Annotated in this window: 14 protein-coding genes; 9 read left to right on the top strand and 5 right to left on the bottom strand. The window is 58.4% G+C overall.

Features of this window, described 5'->3' with window-relative positions; translation table 11 throughout:
* The first annotated feature begins 62 nt into the window (after positions 1 to 62).
* From QXU97_06075 to QXU97_06105, 7 genes are all read left to right on the top strand, one after another.
* On the top strand, positions 63 to 1,637 hold the full coding sequence (locus QXU97_06075; GenBank protein MEM4036155.1) for an ATPase, T2SS/T4P/T4SS family: 1,575 nt from the start codon (positions 63 to 65) through the stop codon (positions 1,635 to 1,637).
* A gap of 14 nt (positions 1,638 to 1,651) precedes the next feature.
* Entirely contained in the window at positions 1,652 to 3,157 is a 1,506-nt protein-coding gene (locus QXU97_06080) for an NAD(P)H-hydrate dehydratase (protein MEM4036156.1), read from the top strand.
* Between the two features lie 4 nt (positions 3,158 to 3,161).
* The gene (locus tag QXU97_06085) at positions 3,162 to 4,436 is read left to right on the top strand and encodes an alkaline phosphatase family protein (protein MEM4036157.1); all 1,275 of its coding nucleotides are present in this window, start codon (positions 3,162 to 3,164) and stop codon (positions 4,434 to 4,436) included.
* Positions 4,433 to 4,699 (top strand): hypothetical protein, encoded by a 267-nt coding sequence (locus QXU97_06090; GenBank protein MEM4036158.1) that lies wholly within the window; start codon positions 4,433 to 4,435, stop codon positions 4,697 to 4,699. The genes QXU97_06085 and QXU97_06090 overlap by 4 nt, the downstream gene beginning before the upstream one ends.
* 69 nt (positions 4,700 to 4,768) lie before the next feature.
* Positions 4,769 to 5,185, top strand: a complete 417-nt coding sequence (locus QXU97_06095) for a hypothetical protein (protein MEM4036159.1) — start codon at positions 4,769 to 4,771, stop codon at positions 5,183 to 5,185.
* Between the two features lie 129 nt (positions 5,186 to 5,314).
* Positions 5,315 to 6,487: a nicotinate phosphoribosyltransferase gene (locus QXU97_06100; protein ID MEM4036160.1), complete on the top strand. Its 1,173-nt coding sequence runs from the start codon at positions 5,315 to 5,317 to the stop codon at positions 6,485 to 6,487.
* Between the two features lie 88 nt (positions 6,488 to 6,575).
* Entirely contained in the window at positions 6,576 to 7,253 is a 678-nt protein-coding gene (locus QXU97_06105; GenBank protein ID MEM4036161.1) for a winged helix-turn-helix domain-containing protein, read from the top strand.
* A gap of 19 nt (positions 7,254 to 7,272) precedes the next feature.
* On the opposite strand, the gene QXU97_06110 is transcribed toward QXU97_06105, so the two are convergent.
* Complete coding sequence (locus QXU97_06110; GenBank protein MEM4036162.1) at positions 7,273 to 7,566, bottom strand: hypothetical protein; 294 nt, start codon at positions 7,564 to 7,566, stop codon at positions 7,273 to 7,275.
* An 82-nt stretch (positions 7,567 to 7,648) separates the two neighbouring features.
* On the opposite strand from QXU97_06110, the gene QXU97_06115 reads away from it, so the two are divergent.
* On the top strand, positions 7,649 to 8,458 hold the full coding sequence (locus QXU97_06115; protein MEM4036163.1) for a slipin family protein: 810 nt from the start codon (positions 7,649 to 7,651) through the stop codon (positions 8,456 to 8,458).
* Complete coding sequence (locus tag QXU97_06120; protein ID MEM4036164.1) at positions 8,455 to 9,879, top strand: nodulation protein NfeD; 1,425 nt, start codon at positions 8,455 to 8,457, stop codon at positions 9,877 to 9,879. Before QXU97_06115 ends, QXU97_06120 begins: the two co-directional genes overlap by 4 nt.
* Here the strand turns inward: QXU97_06120 and QXU97_06125 are convergent.
* The 4 genes from QXU97_06125 to QXU97_06140 form a co-directional block, all read right to left on the bottom strand.
* A complete protein-coding gene (locus QXU97_06125) occupies positions 9,876 to 10,190 on the bottom strand; it encodes a twin-arginine translocase TatA/TatE family subunit (protein MEM4036165.1) in 315 nt (104 codons plus the stop codon). The genes QXU97_06120 and QXU97_06125 overlap by 4 nt on opposite strands.
* 45 nt (positions 10,191 to 10,235) lie before the next feature.
* Entirely contained in the window at positions 10,236 to 11,033 is a 798-nt protein-coding gene (locus tag QXU97_06130) for a tRNA (adenine-N1)-methyltransferase (protein ID MEM4036166.1), read from the bottom strand.
* Positions 11,017 to 13,527 carry a GNAT family N-acetyltransferase gene (locus QXU97_06135; GenBank protein MEM4036167.1) on the bottom strand — a complete coding sequence of 837 codons (2,511 nt, stop codon included), beginning with the start codon at positions 13,525 to 13,527 and terminating at the stop codon, positions 11,017 to 11,019. The genes QXU97_06130 and QXU97_06135 overlap by 17 nt, the downstream gene beginning before the upstream one ends.
* A gap of 25 nt (positions 13,528 to 13,552) precedes the next feature.
* On the bottom strand, positions 13,553 to 14,211 hold a 659-nt coding region (locus QXU97_06140; GenBank protein MEM4036168.1), incomplete at its 5' end, for an AAA family ATPase.

Consider the following 14,211-nt stretch of genomic DNA (forward strand, 5'->3'; position numbering starts at 1 on the left):
GATATAGCAGGAGCCGCTTATTAGGGAAAGAGACGAACTCCCGCTCGTAGTGGATGGACGAGATGGCGTCGATCGCAGCCAGCCTCGAGGGCGAGGCTTACGTCCTAGACTTAAGCTCGATAATGCGAGGAGCCCCAACGAGTCTGATCGAGAAGGGCTCTCTTGGGCCGGGCAGCAAAATATACGTGCACCGGGCTATTCTGACGTATCTCGAGAGGCTAGCCGCCGAGGGGAGGTCGCTGGGCCTCGCCAGCCTCGAAGAGCTCTCCTCCCTCGCCAGGCTGGCCTCCCAGAAGGGTCTCGAGGTGATCTTCGTCGGAGATACGCCGCGTGACCCGAGAAATCTCGATCCTCTGATCCTCAGCGCAGCGGCGAGAGAGCTTGCTCGAGAGCTGAACGCCGTGTTAGTGACGAGCGACGAGGTGTCGAGACTGGCCGCTTCAGCCTTAGGGCTGAGAGTAGTCTATTTGCCGGGAAATAAGAGGAGGGGGAGGCTGAAGCTGGAAGAATTCTTCGACGAGAGAACGATGAGCGTGCACCTAATAGAGGGGGCCCCTCCGGTAGCTAAGAGGGGCACGCCGGGCTACTGGGTCTTCGAGAAGATAACAGAGAAGCCCTTGAGCCGTGAGGAGATCCAAGAAATAGTTGAGGAGATCGTGGAGGAGGCGAAATCGCGCGAGGACTCCTTTATTGAGATAGACAGAGCGGGTAGCACGATAGTCCAGCTGGAGCGCTATAGGATCATCGTAGTAAAACCCCCCATGGGGAGCAGGTGGGAGGTCACGGCGGTGAGGCCTCTCGTCAAGCTATCGCTCTCGGACTACGAGCTGGGAAGCAAGCTCCTCGAGAGACTCGAGCAGAGGGCCGAGGGCATATTAGTAGCAGGAGCGCCTGGCATGGGCAAAACCACGTTCGCTCAAGCGCTGGCCGAATACTACGCCAGCAAGGGCAAGATAGTAAAAACCATTGAGTCTCCGCGCGACATGGTATTGCCGCCCAATATTGTTCAGTACAGCAAGCACTTGGCCGAGAAGGGAGAATTACACGATATTTTGCTCCTCAGCAGGCCTGATTACACGGTCTTTGACGAGCTGAGGACCGATGAGGACTTCAAGCTCTACGTCGACTTAAGGCTCGCGGGCATAGGCATGATAGGGGTCCTCCACGCCACGTCGCCGATAGACGCGATACAAAGATTCATCGGTCGCGTGGAGCTCGGCGTGATACCGAGCATCGTAGATACGCTGATCTTCCTCGATAAAGGGACAGTCAGGAAGGTCTACGAGATAACAATGACGATAAAGCTGCCAACCGGCCTCAAGGAGGCCGAGCTCTCGAGGCCTGTAGTCGAGGTGAGGGACTTCATCACGGGAGAGCTTGAGTATGAGCTATACACGTTCGGCGAGCAAGTCGTAGTCGTACCGGTGAGGAGGAGCAAGGAGAAGCCTAAGAGCTCGCTCAAAGCGCAAATAGAGCGCCTACTGCCGGAGGCTACCGTCGAGATCGACGACGTGGCCGTCATCGTCAGAGTCCCAAGAGAGGCCGCCAGGGCTGCCTCCAGGAAATTGAGAAAAATCAGGAGAGTAGCCGAGAAGCACAACCTCGAGCTCAGAATCGAAGCCGAGAACGGACGCTGAGCCGAGGAGGGAGCTTGCTGGGCGAGGTTCTCGAGTCCAGGTACGTGAGAGCTATAGAAGAGAATGCCTCAACTCTCGGGCTCTCGCTCTCCCACTTGATGGAGTGCGCCGGCAAGTGCGTGGCCGACTTAGCGGCTCAGCTCCTCGGCGAGCCCCGCGAAGAAAAGCTCGTCGTCGTTGTGACCGGGCGCGGAGGCAACGCGGGTGACGGCTTCGTAGCGGCGAGGCACCTAGCCTCGCGCGGTTACAGGGTCAGGGTCCTGGCGCTCTACGGTCGCGAGGAGATCGAGCACCCGGACGCGAGGACGAACTTTGCTCTCCTGAGCGCAGCCGGAGTAGAGATCCAGTACTTTAGGGAGCACGGTCCGGCGGGTTTAGAGGGAGCATCTCTCATAATCGACGCGATATTGGGCACCGGAGTGAGGCCTCCTCTGAGGAGCCCGATCCGCGAGGCCATCGAGGCGATAAATGCATCTAAAGCACGGAAGATAGCTATCGATATACCGAGCGGGCTGGACCCGGACTGCGGCTACATCGGCGACGTGGCAGTCTTCGCCGATTATACCGTCGCGATACATTATAGGAAGCCCGTGCACGTGTTAGAGCGCTCTCGAGTCGGCGAAGTGGTAGTATGCAACGTGGGGATACCGAGGGCAGCGGAAGAATACGTGGGTCCGGGCCACGTCAGACACCTCGTCTTAAGGAAACCTAAGGATGCTAAGAAGGGCGACGGGGGGAGGGTGCTGGTGCTGGGCGGCAGCGTAGAATACGTTGGCGCCCCAGCTCTAGCTGCCATGGCGGCTCTGAGGACCGGAGCGGACCTAGTCTTCGTTGGCGTCCCGGAGATCGTGAGGCCCGTTGTCGCATCCTTCTCGCCAAACATAATCACGTTCTCGGTTGGCAGAGATTACCTCAGCCCCGATCACCTGGACAAAGTAATGGAGTTCGTGAAGAAGTCCGACTCTATCGTGCTGGGGCCTGGCATGTCACTGAATAGAGAGACCGAAGAGTTCGTCACAGTCTTCCTCGAGAAGGCCTGGAAGGCCTCGGGGGCCCCCCCTCTCGTGGTCGACGCCGACGCTCTCAAGGTTGCGGCTCGATTGAGGCCCAAGCTGGGGTGGAGAGCTGTGCTCACGCCCCACAGAGGGGAGCTGAGAGTCCTCTCCGAGGGCTACGGCTTGCCGAGTGATCTCCCGCAAGAGAGGACGGTCATCGAGTTGAGCACCAGGAGCGAGTCCGTCGTGCTCCTCAAGGCTCCCGTGGACGTGATATGCAAGGGGGAGAAGTGCATGAGGAACTCCACGGGCACGCCGGCCATGTCGACGGGCGGCACGGGCGACGTGCTCTCTGGTATCGTGGCGGCTCTGGTCAAGAGGACGCGCGATATATTCGAGGCGGCCTTCATCGCTGCATACGTGAACGGGAGAGCGGGAGAAATGGCGACGCGGCGCCTCGGCGAGGGCATAAGCGCCACGGACCTCCTCGACTCAATTCCGGTCGCGCTCTACCTCGGGGGATGAGAACGTGGGGCTCGTTTACTTCGTCATCGACGGGGTCGCGGGCTCTCCATCTCGAGAGACGACCGCTCTCCAGACCGCCCGTAAGCCTAGACTAGACTTGCTGGCCAGAGCTGGTCGGTGCGGCCTCGTCTATCCGGTCGCTCGCGGAGTAGCCCCGGAGAGTGACGTCGCGGTCCTCTCCATATTGGGTTACGACCCTAAGCGGTATTACACCGGTCGGGGCCCGCTAGAGGCTCTAGGAGCCGGGCTCAACTTCGTCGAGGGACACGAGATAGCTCTCCGCGGCAACTTCGCGACGGTGGACCCCACGACAATGGAGATAATCGATAGGAGAGCCGGTAGAGTACTCGACGAAAGCGAGGGGAAAGAGCTAGCTCGAGCCCTCGACGGCATGGAGCTCGATGGAGGGAAAGGCTACGCGCGCGTGAGACATACTGTGGGGCACAGAGTCGTCGTAGTATTGGGCCACGAAAAAGAGCTCTCCGCGGAGGTCAGTAACACTGACCCCGCGTACGTGAGGAAGGGCCTCGCCTCCGAGGCGGCGAGCGAATTCCCGCGCAAAGTGGCCGAGGCGCGCCCGCTACTTGAGGGGGAAGCGCCTCTTCGGGCGGCCCAACTAGTCAACGAGTTCACGAGGAGAGCGATCGAGGTCCTCTCCTCTCACCACGTTAACGCTCGCAGAAGAAGCCGCGGCCTTCCCGAGGCTAACGCCATCCTACTGCGCGACGCCGGCGACAAACTCCCTCGCCTCACTCCTCTCAGGCTCAAGATCGGGCATTGGGTGCGTTGCTCAGCTATAGCGGAGATGCCAGTCGAAATCGGCATAGCGAAGGCGACCGGCATGAGGGTCTCCTCGGAGATACCGAGGGCTCGAAACAAGAGGAGATACTACGAAGAGCTCGCGAGAGCGGTATCGCGAGAACTCTCTCACAGCGACTTCGTGTACGTGCACGTGAAGGGGCCCGACGAGTACGGGCACGACGGAGATCATGAGGGCAAGAGGAGGAGCATCGAGCTTATCGATGAGTACTTTCTAGGCGAGTTGCTCGAGCTAGAGCGTGACCTCTCCGTCATAATCACGTCCGATCACGCCACGCCTTGTTCTCTTAGATCGCATAGCAGCGACCCCGTTCCGCTCCTCATTCGCAGACCAGGCCTCGTGCCTGATAACGTGAAAAGCTTCGATGAGTCTTCGTGCGCCGCGGGCTCTCTCGGGACGCTCGAGAGGGGAACCGAGATTTTGAGGGTCGCGCTGAGGGTCTTGGGTGGCGCTGATTGAGCGAGAAAGAGGAGAGGAAGGCACTAATTCGTTTGATTGCGAGTCCATCGAGTTTCGAGATAGAGCTACGCGTTTACTCGAGCGGCGAGGGGAAGCTGCTCGAGGAGCGCTCCCTGAAGAGCTCAGCCCACTGTATCGTGATAAAGGCGGGGGAAGCGCGCTTGACGCTAACGAGGCCTCTAGCTCGCGTCGACTTGACTCTAGCGCTCGAGCCGGCGAGGGGAGTCGCCGAGGAGCACGGGGACTGCGTCATTATTAGCTGAGAGATGTCGCCGAGGCTCAAAGTTTTTCCCAGCGCGGTGGAATCCACGCTCGAGCGATGGGGAGGACTCTTGCCCGTCATCTGTAGGATCGAGAAGAGCCGGAGCTCCACCGGGAAGCACGCGTGCTTCGCTAACGCTTACTGGGTGTGGAAGAGCGGTCAGGTTGAGGAAGTCGACGCTTCTCAAGGAACGCCGACGAAGCCCATTTATTCCCGCGGCTCGGCGAAGGAGGTTCGCCTGGAGGACCCGCCGCGTGAGGGGGCGGTCCTCGTTCAGGTGAGGCTCGTGAAGTCGCTCGGCGGGAGGGTCTCGGGCTCTCTGGCGGTCTATTCCCCGAGAGGCGAGCTCCTGTTGAAATGCGTCTATAAGAGCTTCAAGCTCAGGAGAAGCACTGGCAGTAGATCGTACTTCTGGGCAACTCAGCGAGTGGCCGAGCACCTCAAGCTGCCTCTCAAGAAGATCAATCCGATGACCGGCGGGGGATGACCGGACCTCGGCGTTCGAACTAAATATGAGAGCTTCACGGACCGGGGGACCCCGTAGAAATAGAGTAATAAAAAAGATTAAAATGTGGTAATCGCTAGGACGTGTTGGCCCGAAGCGAGGGAACCAGATGTGAAATTCATAGTGGCGAGCGACGACGAGATCTTACGAGGCGAAGCTACGGACATCTATTTCTTGAGGACCAAGAAGATCCTAGAGAGGGAGGGGCTAGAGGGGGTTCGAGTAAGAGCCGAGGTCCACGCCTACGGGCTTCCGAGGGGCTACAATTGGGCCGTCTTGGCCGGAGTAGATGAGGCGCTGAAGCTCTTCGAGGGCAGAAGCGTCGACGTCTACGCTATGGAGGAGGGCACGGTCTTCAGAGCCCTCCAGCCTCTCGTGTTGATAGAAGGCCCGTACTCCGAGTTCGTGGAGCTCGAGACGAGTCTGCTCGGAATGCTCAGGTTCTACACAAGCATCGCGACAAAGGCGGCTAGAATAAAGAAAGCGGCTGGCGAGAAGACCGTGCTGTTCTTTGGCCTCAGGTGCGTGCACCCAATCGTTCAGCCCGCAGTGGATAGAGCCGCTCTGATAGGCGGGGTCGACGGAGTTAGCGGAGCCCTATCCAGGAAGTACAACGAGGTAGAGCCCGTGGGCACAATGCCCCACTCCCTCGTGATAGTTCTCGGCGGCGTCGAGAGAGCGGCTGAGGCATTCGACAAGCACGTCGAGCCTGAAGTCCCGAGGATCGTGTTAGTGGACACCTTCTTAGACGAGCGGGAGGAGGCTCTGAGAGCGGCTAGGACTCTCGGGGAGAGGCTGAGCGGCGTCAGGCTCGATACGCCCAGCTCGAGGAGAGGAGACATGAGGAGAATCGTTGAGGAGGTGAGATGGGCTCTGAGGCTCGAGGGCTTCGAGCGTGTCAAGATTTTCGTCAGCGGGGGAATCGATGAGGAGGAGGCGGCCGGGCTGAGAGACTTAGTAGACGGCTTCGGCGTTGGCACATCCATAGCCTTTCCCCCCAGCGTCGACATCAGCATGGACATAGTGGAGGTAATGGAAGGAGGCGCTTGGAGGCCCAGGACCAAGAGGGGGAAACTGCCGGGGGCCAGACAGGTCTACAGGTGCAGCGTCAACGAAGATCACGTCGTAAGGTGGGGCGCGTCGGCGCCCGAGTGCTCGGACGGAACCTCACCAGAACCTCTGCTCAAGCCGGCTGTGATGAGAGGAAGAATCGTGAGGACACCGAGGCCCCTCGCCGAGGTCAGAAAGAGGGTGCTCGCGCAGTTATCTCAGCTAAGTCTCTGAGCGCGCTGGCTCTCATTAAGTGTAACTTATTAAGTGTTAATATGATATAGATAACATAGCATAGATAACTCGAGTGGAGCCGAGAGTCATGGATAGCACCCAAGCGGTCGAGAAAAGGAAATACAGATCGGACGTGGAGATACTCTATGAGATAATGAGCACTGTTGCGGCCTCCGGCGACAGAGGTGTGAAGAAGACGCATTTGATGTATAGGACCAATCTCAACTCGAAGATGTTGAGCAGATATCTCGATCTCCTAAAGTCGGCCGACTGCATCGAAGAGATCGCGGTGGCGAAATCCAAAATCGTGAAGATGAGGCCGGCCGGTAGGAAGGCCCTCATCGCTCTCAAGGCCCTCTACAGGATTCTTTACCCCCCTAAGAGGTCCGCGGAGGAGGAGTTCATCGTTAGAGAGTTGCAGAAGCTAGGCGAGATGGGTTGGAACGTGAAGATCGGGAGAGAAGTCATGGGGAGGTCGGGGGCGGACTACAAGCCCACCGCCGTGCTGGTCCGCGAGGGCGAGAGATACCTCGTCCAGGTCATTTTAGGTCTCGAGGAGACGGAGGCGAAGCTCGAGTTACTCGATCTCATAATGTCAGCGCTCGACTCGAACTCTAAGGCTATCGCCGTGACGGATAGAATAGAGATCGCTTCGATAACGCCTGAACCCGCGAAGGCTCTCGTGAAGGTGGTCGAGAGCAGACCTATGGAGACGTTGATCGAGCGCATAGTCTCTCTCATCGGCGGCGCGAGGTCGATCTTGTAATCTCGTCGTCCTTTGAGCACTACCTCGGAGAGCCAGTCATTCTCTCAATAACCAGTCTAGCGGCCTCGGAGCTGCTCATGGAGGAATATCTCCTAGCCCTAGTGACTAGCTCCTCTAATTCGTTCTGCTCCGCGTAGTCGAGCGGCGCCCCCACGCCTCCCGAGCCGGCCCACCTCTCGTGCAGCTCCTCGAGCAGATTAGCCACGGTCGGGTCAGAGAAGAACGCTGCCTTGATCCAAGAGTCCCGGCTCTCTTCGATGAGCTCAACGAGCTCTCGCCTTAACTCCTCGCGCTTCGCTCTCTCCCGCCCCAACGTGGATACACCGTCGAGTCTCGGCGCTCGAGCGCCTTTTTATTACGGGGGAGTCTTAATTCTTTACTCGGTGAGATGGTAGGTGCCCACGCTCGCCGAGACCTTAGCTAGATTGGCTTGGATGTTGATAACGCTACTCGTAGTCGTCCTCCTCCTCTCCATGACCATTAAGATAGTGCGTGAGTACGAGAGAGCGGTCGTGTTCAGGCTCGGCAGGCTGCTGGGAGCTAAGGGGCCCGGACTCTTCTTCATTATTCCATTCGTCGATTCCCTGGTCAAAGTGGACCTCAGAGTCGTCGCCGTCGACGTACCCGAGCAGAAGATAATCACAAAGGACAACGTCACGGTGGGAGTAGATGCCGTGGTGTACTATAAGGTCATGGATCCGGTAAAGGCCATAGTTAGCGTTGAGAACTACCACTTCGCGGTGATGATGATCTCCCAGACTACGTTGAGAGACGTCATAGGTCAGGTCGAGTTAGACGACCTCCTGACTAAAAGAGAAGAGATCAATAAGAGACTTCAGAAGATAATCGACGAGTTGACGGATCCTTGGGGCATAAAGGTGACGACCGTCACGCTCAAGGAGGTTAAGCTGCCCGAGAGCATGCTGAGGGCTATGGCCAAGCAGGCCGAGGCCGAGAGGTTCAGGAGAGCCAGAGTAATCGAGGCCGAGGGCGAGAGGCAGGCCGCCAGCATAATGTCAGAGGCCGCGGAGTTCTACGAGATACACCCGCTGGCCATGAGATTGAGAGAGCTCCAGACCCTCATAGAGGTGGCCAGGGAGAAGAATCTAATTGTAGTGATGCCTCAGGAGTTCTCGCAGATGGGTGGGCTGCTGGCGCTCACGAGGGCATCTCAGCAGAGGGAGAAGAGCGGCGAGAGCGGGTGAGTCGTCTAGAGAGCGACGTCGAGGAGAGCGCTATGAGCGCAGCACGTACGAGCGTCTTTTTGACATTATTACTTGTCGCATTGACCTCAGCCTCTCTCTTGTCTCAGTTCGCGTTAGCTCAGCAGGTTGAGCCGGAGCACACGCTTATAGGCAATAAGGTGCTGGTGGCTAGGATCGATGGCATAATCGACACAGCTATGGAGGAGCTAGTGAGCGGAGCCATAAGCAGAGCAGAGAGCGAGAGAGCCCTCGTCGTCTTTGAGCTCAATACCCCCGGAGGGCTTCTGAACTCCGCCCTTAACATAGCCTTGGCGATCGACCGAGCGAAGATACCCGTCGTCGGCATGGTCGTCGATAGGTGGGCTCTGAGCGCTGGGACCCTCATACTAGTGACGATGCACGTAGCGGCCATGCAGCCGGGCACGATCATAGGGTCTATGCAACCAATAGAGTACGACCCTCTCACCGGCAGATACGTGCCCGTGAACGACACGAAGATAATCAACCCGATACTTGAGTTCCTCGATGAGCACGCGGGGCCCAAAGGCAGGAACATGACCGCGGTGAGGGCGTTCGTTACGGAGAACTTGAACTTGGGGGCGGAAGATGCGCTGAAGTACGGCGTGATAAACTACGTCGCTCGGGACCTGAGCGATCTCCTGAGGCAGATGAATGGCACGGAGGTATTCATCCCCTACGCGGGCAAGAGGTTCTTGTTGGTGACCGACGGGGCTGCGGTAGAGCGATACGAGCCTCCCATGAGGGTCAAGATAGTGCACCATCTCTCGGAGCCTATGCTCAATAGCGTCCTTTTGTCGCTCGGCTTAGCGATAACTCTCTTATCGATAGTGGCTGGCCACCCGCAATACGCTCCGCTCGGAGTACTCTTGTTGGCGCTTGGCTTCCTCGGGTCCGGCTATAGCATCAACGCTACGACCTTGTTTCTTTTGGCGGCCGGCACGGCGCTTCTCGTGACAGAGCTCGTCACGCCGGGCTTCGGCGTGCTCGGCATGACAGGCATAGCTATGCTGCTCTTTGGAATAGCTCTCCTCCCGACGGGCGGAGGCTACTACTTCTCGAGGGAATACGCCAGAGGCTTCTTGTACGCGGCCTATGCGAGCGGCGGACTGCTCGGCCCTCTCACGGGCTTTGCTATCTACAAGATCATTCAGGTGAGGAAGAAGAAGCCCTTTGAGTATTGGACCGTAGAAGGGAAGACTGGTAGGGCGCTCGACAACTTCGACGAGAACACCGAGGGCTTCGTCATTATCGAGGGAGAATACTGGAGAGCGATTAGTCGAGGCGGACCCGTAACCGCCGGAGATCTCGTAAGGGTCCTAGAAAAGAGAGGTCCGCTGCTAGTCGTGGAGAAGATCAGCGAGCAAGCGACGGAGGAGGCCGAGTCGCGAGGGAGGGCTTAACTAGAACCTCTCGCCTCCTCTAAGAGGCCGCTCTCTCTGGCCTTCTCTAGGATTTCGCGCTTGAGCTCTTCAGGCGTCTTACCTTCGCGGCTCACGCCGAGCCTCTCGGCCAACTTGAGGAGGAGCTCGTCGTCTACCTCGGGCATCCTCTCGGCCCGAGGCCTGTTCTCCTCCCCGCTAACCGCTCTTCTATACTCCCTGAGCGCCTCTCCCAGGGACCTGGCCAGCTGCGGCAATTTGCTCGGGCCCAGTATGAGAAGGGCTATGGCCAGTATTATCAGGATCTCCGGGGTTCCGAGGCTCAGGGGCAACTTCCCACGCGCTCTTCTCGGCGTCGATCCTCCTGATAAGGATTTCTAACGTCGATCCTCATCGATCGCTGCGAGCCTCCTCAGCAACACCACGTAGCCTGTATGAGCCACTTGGATCGATATGGGTCTAAGAGCGCTGGGGTCCGGCTGATACTCTCTGAGCATAATCTCGAAGACTCTGGGATATCCGAAGAGCTCGCTCTTTGAGGACTCGGCGAGCAATTTGGAGACCTGATTGACCGTTGGCAGGAAGACGGCCAGCGAGCCTGAGCTCTTCAGGGCTTCATGCAGAGGCCGGAGGAGGTTCCAGGGGTCCGGCACGTCGACGAAAGCAGCATCGGCCCCTCTCACGGGGATCCCGGACTTCGCGTCCAGCTCGAAGAATTCTACCACGTCGCCGCAGCCGCTGAGCCCCACGTTCCTCCTGGCCGCGTCAACGAACTCTCTCCGGACGTCGAAGGTGTAAACGCGTCCGGTGGGCCTGACCGCGCAAGCGAGCGCCATCGTGAGAAAGCCCGACCCGGTCCCCACCTCGACCACGATCGAGCCGGGCCCGACGCCGGCGGCCGCTATCATGAAGCACCAGTCTTTCGGATAAATGACCTGAGTGACTCTCTCGGCCACGTGCATTTGAATGTCGATGAGAGAAGGCTTAAACACGAAGGCTTTAGACCCTGTACTCGTCATCACGGTAGAGCCCCACGCGCTCGACAGCACGTCGTCGTGCAGCACGCGTCCGTGTTTCGTATCGAGCACGCGACCCCTCTCAGCGATGATTACTCTGGCGCTTCCATCCCGAAACACGAGGAGGACAGGGGAGCCCGGCTCAGGCCTCTCGCTCAAGGCTCAAGCCCACCTCCGAGTCGGGCCCGCGCCCTAGGTACGCCTCGACGAACTTCCGCGCCACGTCTTTCAATTTGTACATCACTTTGGTCTCGTCTTGCTTCAGCTCTCGGGCCACCTCTTCCCACCCCTTGCACTGCAGCACTTTGGCCAACAGCACGAGCTCCTCCTCTTTCGAGAGCGAGACCTTGGTTTTCCCGTAGTGTGTGAAGTAGTGCATAGCGACATCGAGCATAACATCACTCGAGGCCTCGTAGGTCATGGGACCGTGAGCGTAGATCCAAAGTCTCTCGGCATTTATCTCGTCGAGAGGAAGCAGGTCTCTCTCCTCGTCGCCCTCGAGGGTCTTGATCAGCATGAGAGCGACCTCTGTCTCGAGTTCTCTATAGACGTCGCGGAGACTCTTGAGGAGCTTCCTGAGGAAGCACCCCTTCCCGACCCTGACGAGGAGCTCGGCCGCGCTGCTCACAGGCTTAAGTACTATTAGCGTGTACTCACCGCTCACGGGGTTCCTATCCGGGCTCATGTGGAGAGGCACGAAGCCGTTCTTCAACCAGAACGAGAGGAGCTGAGCGTTGACGCCGAAGCCGCTGCCGATCCAGTCCATGCCTAAGCGCTTGGCCTCTTCCAGGAGCATCGAGATGGCGAAGGAGCCTATGCCACGCCCCTGAACCGCCGGATGAGTCGCTATTCTGACTATCCTGTAACCTTTCATTCGACCGGCTTCTCGGAACCTGAGGTGCTTTAACAATCTATCGGGTATGATGTTGCCGGGGATCTTGCTCCCTCTCAGTAATACCTCGATGAGCTCCTCCTCGAGTCCTCCTTCTACGGCCACCTGGAGCGAGCAGACGACCTTCCCGCTCGGCAGCACTACCGCCCTAATAAGATGGTGGGGAGCGTCGGCCAGCATGCCTAAGTCGTCCGGCTCGTTCCTATAGTGCGCGAGGACGTAGATCCCGAAGAGCTGCTTGAGAGTCTCCTCGCCACGTTCCGAGAACAGATCCGCCGGCTCTAGCTCAACGTATCGAAGATCTCCTCTCTCGATCGCTCTCATGTCGTCCTCATCTAGCTCCGCAGGCTCGGCGCTCAACAGCAGCGTGTCGTAGAGCCAGGCTTCAACTGGATCGCCGGGACCGTACCTAATGGGCTCCTCGAGCTCGCACATTCGGAGATCGGCTCTCGGGTCGTTCTTAAGAGCTCCGAGAAACCTCACAGAGAAGCCTCGGCCAGCTCCCTCGTAGCCGTGTATCGTCGCCGTGAAGATCAGCCTATCGTAGGACTCGTAAAGCCTCAGCAACATTGGGACATGGATGCCAGAGGCCTCGTCCGTCGCCAGCACATCGCCTCTAACTCTCGAGGCGGCTAAAGGCTCCCAGTACTCAATCGAATAGAAGGGGCCTTTGAGCTCTATCACTGTCCCCTCTTTTTCTATCGTACGCACTTCGTGACCTAGAGTTCTAGCGGCGGCGCACGCGAGAGAGAAGAGAGATTGGACGTTGGTAGGCGACGGAGCCGTGACAATTATACGGACCCTGTGCTTGTAGCGTCTCAAGGCCTCGGCGAGTCCTACGAGACCTATGCCGACGGCGCAGGACTTGCCTCTGCCTCGATCCGACGTGATAACCACGACAGATTTCCTCCCCTTCTTAGGTCTCGGGACGAGGCTCTCCAGAGCCTCGATTGCCTCCGCTTGGTCGCTCGTGAGAGCCATGTCGTAGAGGACCGAGGGAAACGCTCTTCCTTTGGGTCGCGTGACCTGCCCCGCGGCTTGCGTTTCCGTGGCAGAGAGTTTAGGCCTACGAACCCTAGGCCTCTTGATTATCTCGTCCTTCTCGGCGTTGTAGATGTAGATCCCGTCGTGTTCCATTAGCTTGCGTTTGAACCTCGTAATGAAAATGTGCCTGGGCTCAGCGAAGCCGGGTACGAGGAGGCGCTGCTTGAAGAGCGTGAGAGCGACATCCCACGAGCTCCAGGGAGGTGCGAGGAAGACGACGACCCCGCCTCCTCGGACCACTTCGACGAGTCTGCCCACGTCATTGGGTCTGAGGTCGTCATTGAGATCTAACACTAGGGCGTCGAACGTCATCCCCAGGTACCTATCGGTTTTCTCGTAGACGTCTATCGTCCTCTCGACTCCCAGCTCTCGCTTGCTAGCGAACCTCTTCATGTAGAGCTTGAACACTTCCTTCCTGAGCTTCGAGGGCTCAAACTCGTCGTGATATATGTAGAGCACGCTAAAGCTCTGAGAGCCGGCTCGTTTTCTAGTCAGAGCCAGGCTGCGGAGAGTGTAGGCTGCCAACGTCCCTTGCTTCTCGGGAGAGCCGCCGCATATCACTAGGAGCCGTCTATGTCTCAACTTCGCGCTGGCCTTGAGGTCCATCCTCACCCTCTTGAGGAGCCTCTTGAATTCCTCGGCTACGAGCTCGGCCCCTCTCTCGAGAGACGCCTCGGCAATCTTCTCTAGGCTTTCCCTAGAGAGGTCGTTCGTCATCGTCGTCTTCTTCCCTAAGCGGCTTTCAGCCTGTCGCGAGCTTCTTCAGCTCGCGAGCCATCCTCTCGTAGCGCTTTATGTCCTCCTCGGTGAGACTTGGACCCACGATTTCTAGCGCGCGGAGGAAGTATTTCATCTCGATGGGCCTAGCCTCGAGTCTTTCTCTTAGGGCGAGGAACACCGCCTCGCGCACTAAGGCCTCGAGGTCTGCGCCGGTGTAGCCGTGAGTTATCTCGGCCAGCTCCTCGAGGTTGACGTCGTCGGCCAGGGGCACCCTTCGCGTGTGTATTTTGAGAATCTCTAATCTGGCTCTCTTGTCTGGAGGCGGGACGTAGACCAATCTGTCGAATCTGCCAGGCCTTAAGAGCGCTGGGTCGATCAAGTCGGGCCTGTTTGTGGCCCCTATGACGACGACGTTCGTCAGAGGTTGTATCCCGTCCATCTCCGTGAGGAGCTGATTCACTATTCTATCTGTGACCCCGCTCGAGTCGTAGCGCAGCCCCCTGGCCACTGCTATGGAGTCCATTTCATCGAAGAATATCACAGCCGGAGCTACCTGCCTCGCTCTCCTGAACAGCTCCCTTATCGCCCTCTCGCTCTCGCCGACCCACTTGCTCAGTATCTCGGGGCCTCTTATGGCGATGAAGTTGGCCTCGCTCTCCGTCGCGACGGCCTTGGCCAGCA

The organism is Fervidicoccaceae archaeon, from assembly GCA_038878695.1.
Taxonomy (GTDB): domain Archaea; phylum Thermoproteota; class Thermoprotei_A; order Sulfolobales; family Fervidicoccaceae; genus JAVZVD01.

What these genes read in the sequence shown, in the direction of transcription:
- QXU97_06075 (MEM4036155.1), top strand. Translation starts at nt 63, where the DNA reads ATGGCGTCGATCGCAGCCAGCCTCGAGGGCGAGGCTTACGTCCTAGAC.
- QXU97_06105 (MEM4036161.1), top strand. Translation starts at nt 6,576, where the DNA reads ATGGATAGCACCCAAGCGGTCGAGAAAAGGAAATACAGATCGGACGTG.
- QXU97_06135 (MEM4036167.1), bottom strand. Translation starts at nt 13,527, where the DNA reads ATGACGAACGACCTCTCTAGGGAAAGCCTAGAGAAGATTGCCGAGGCG.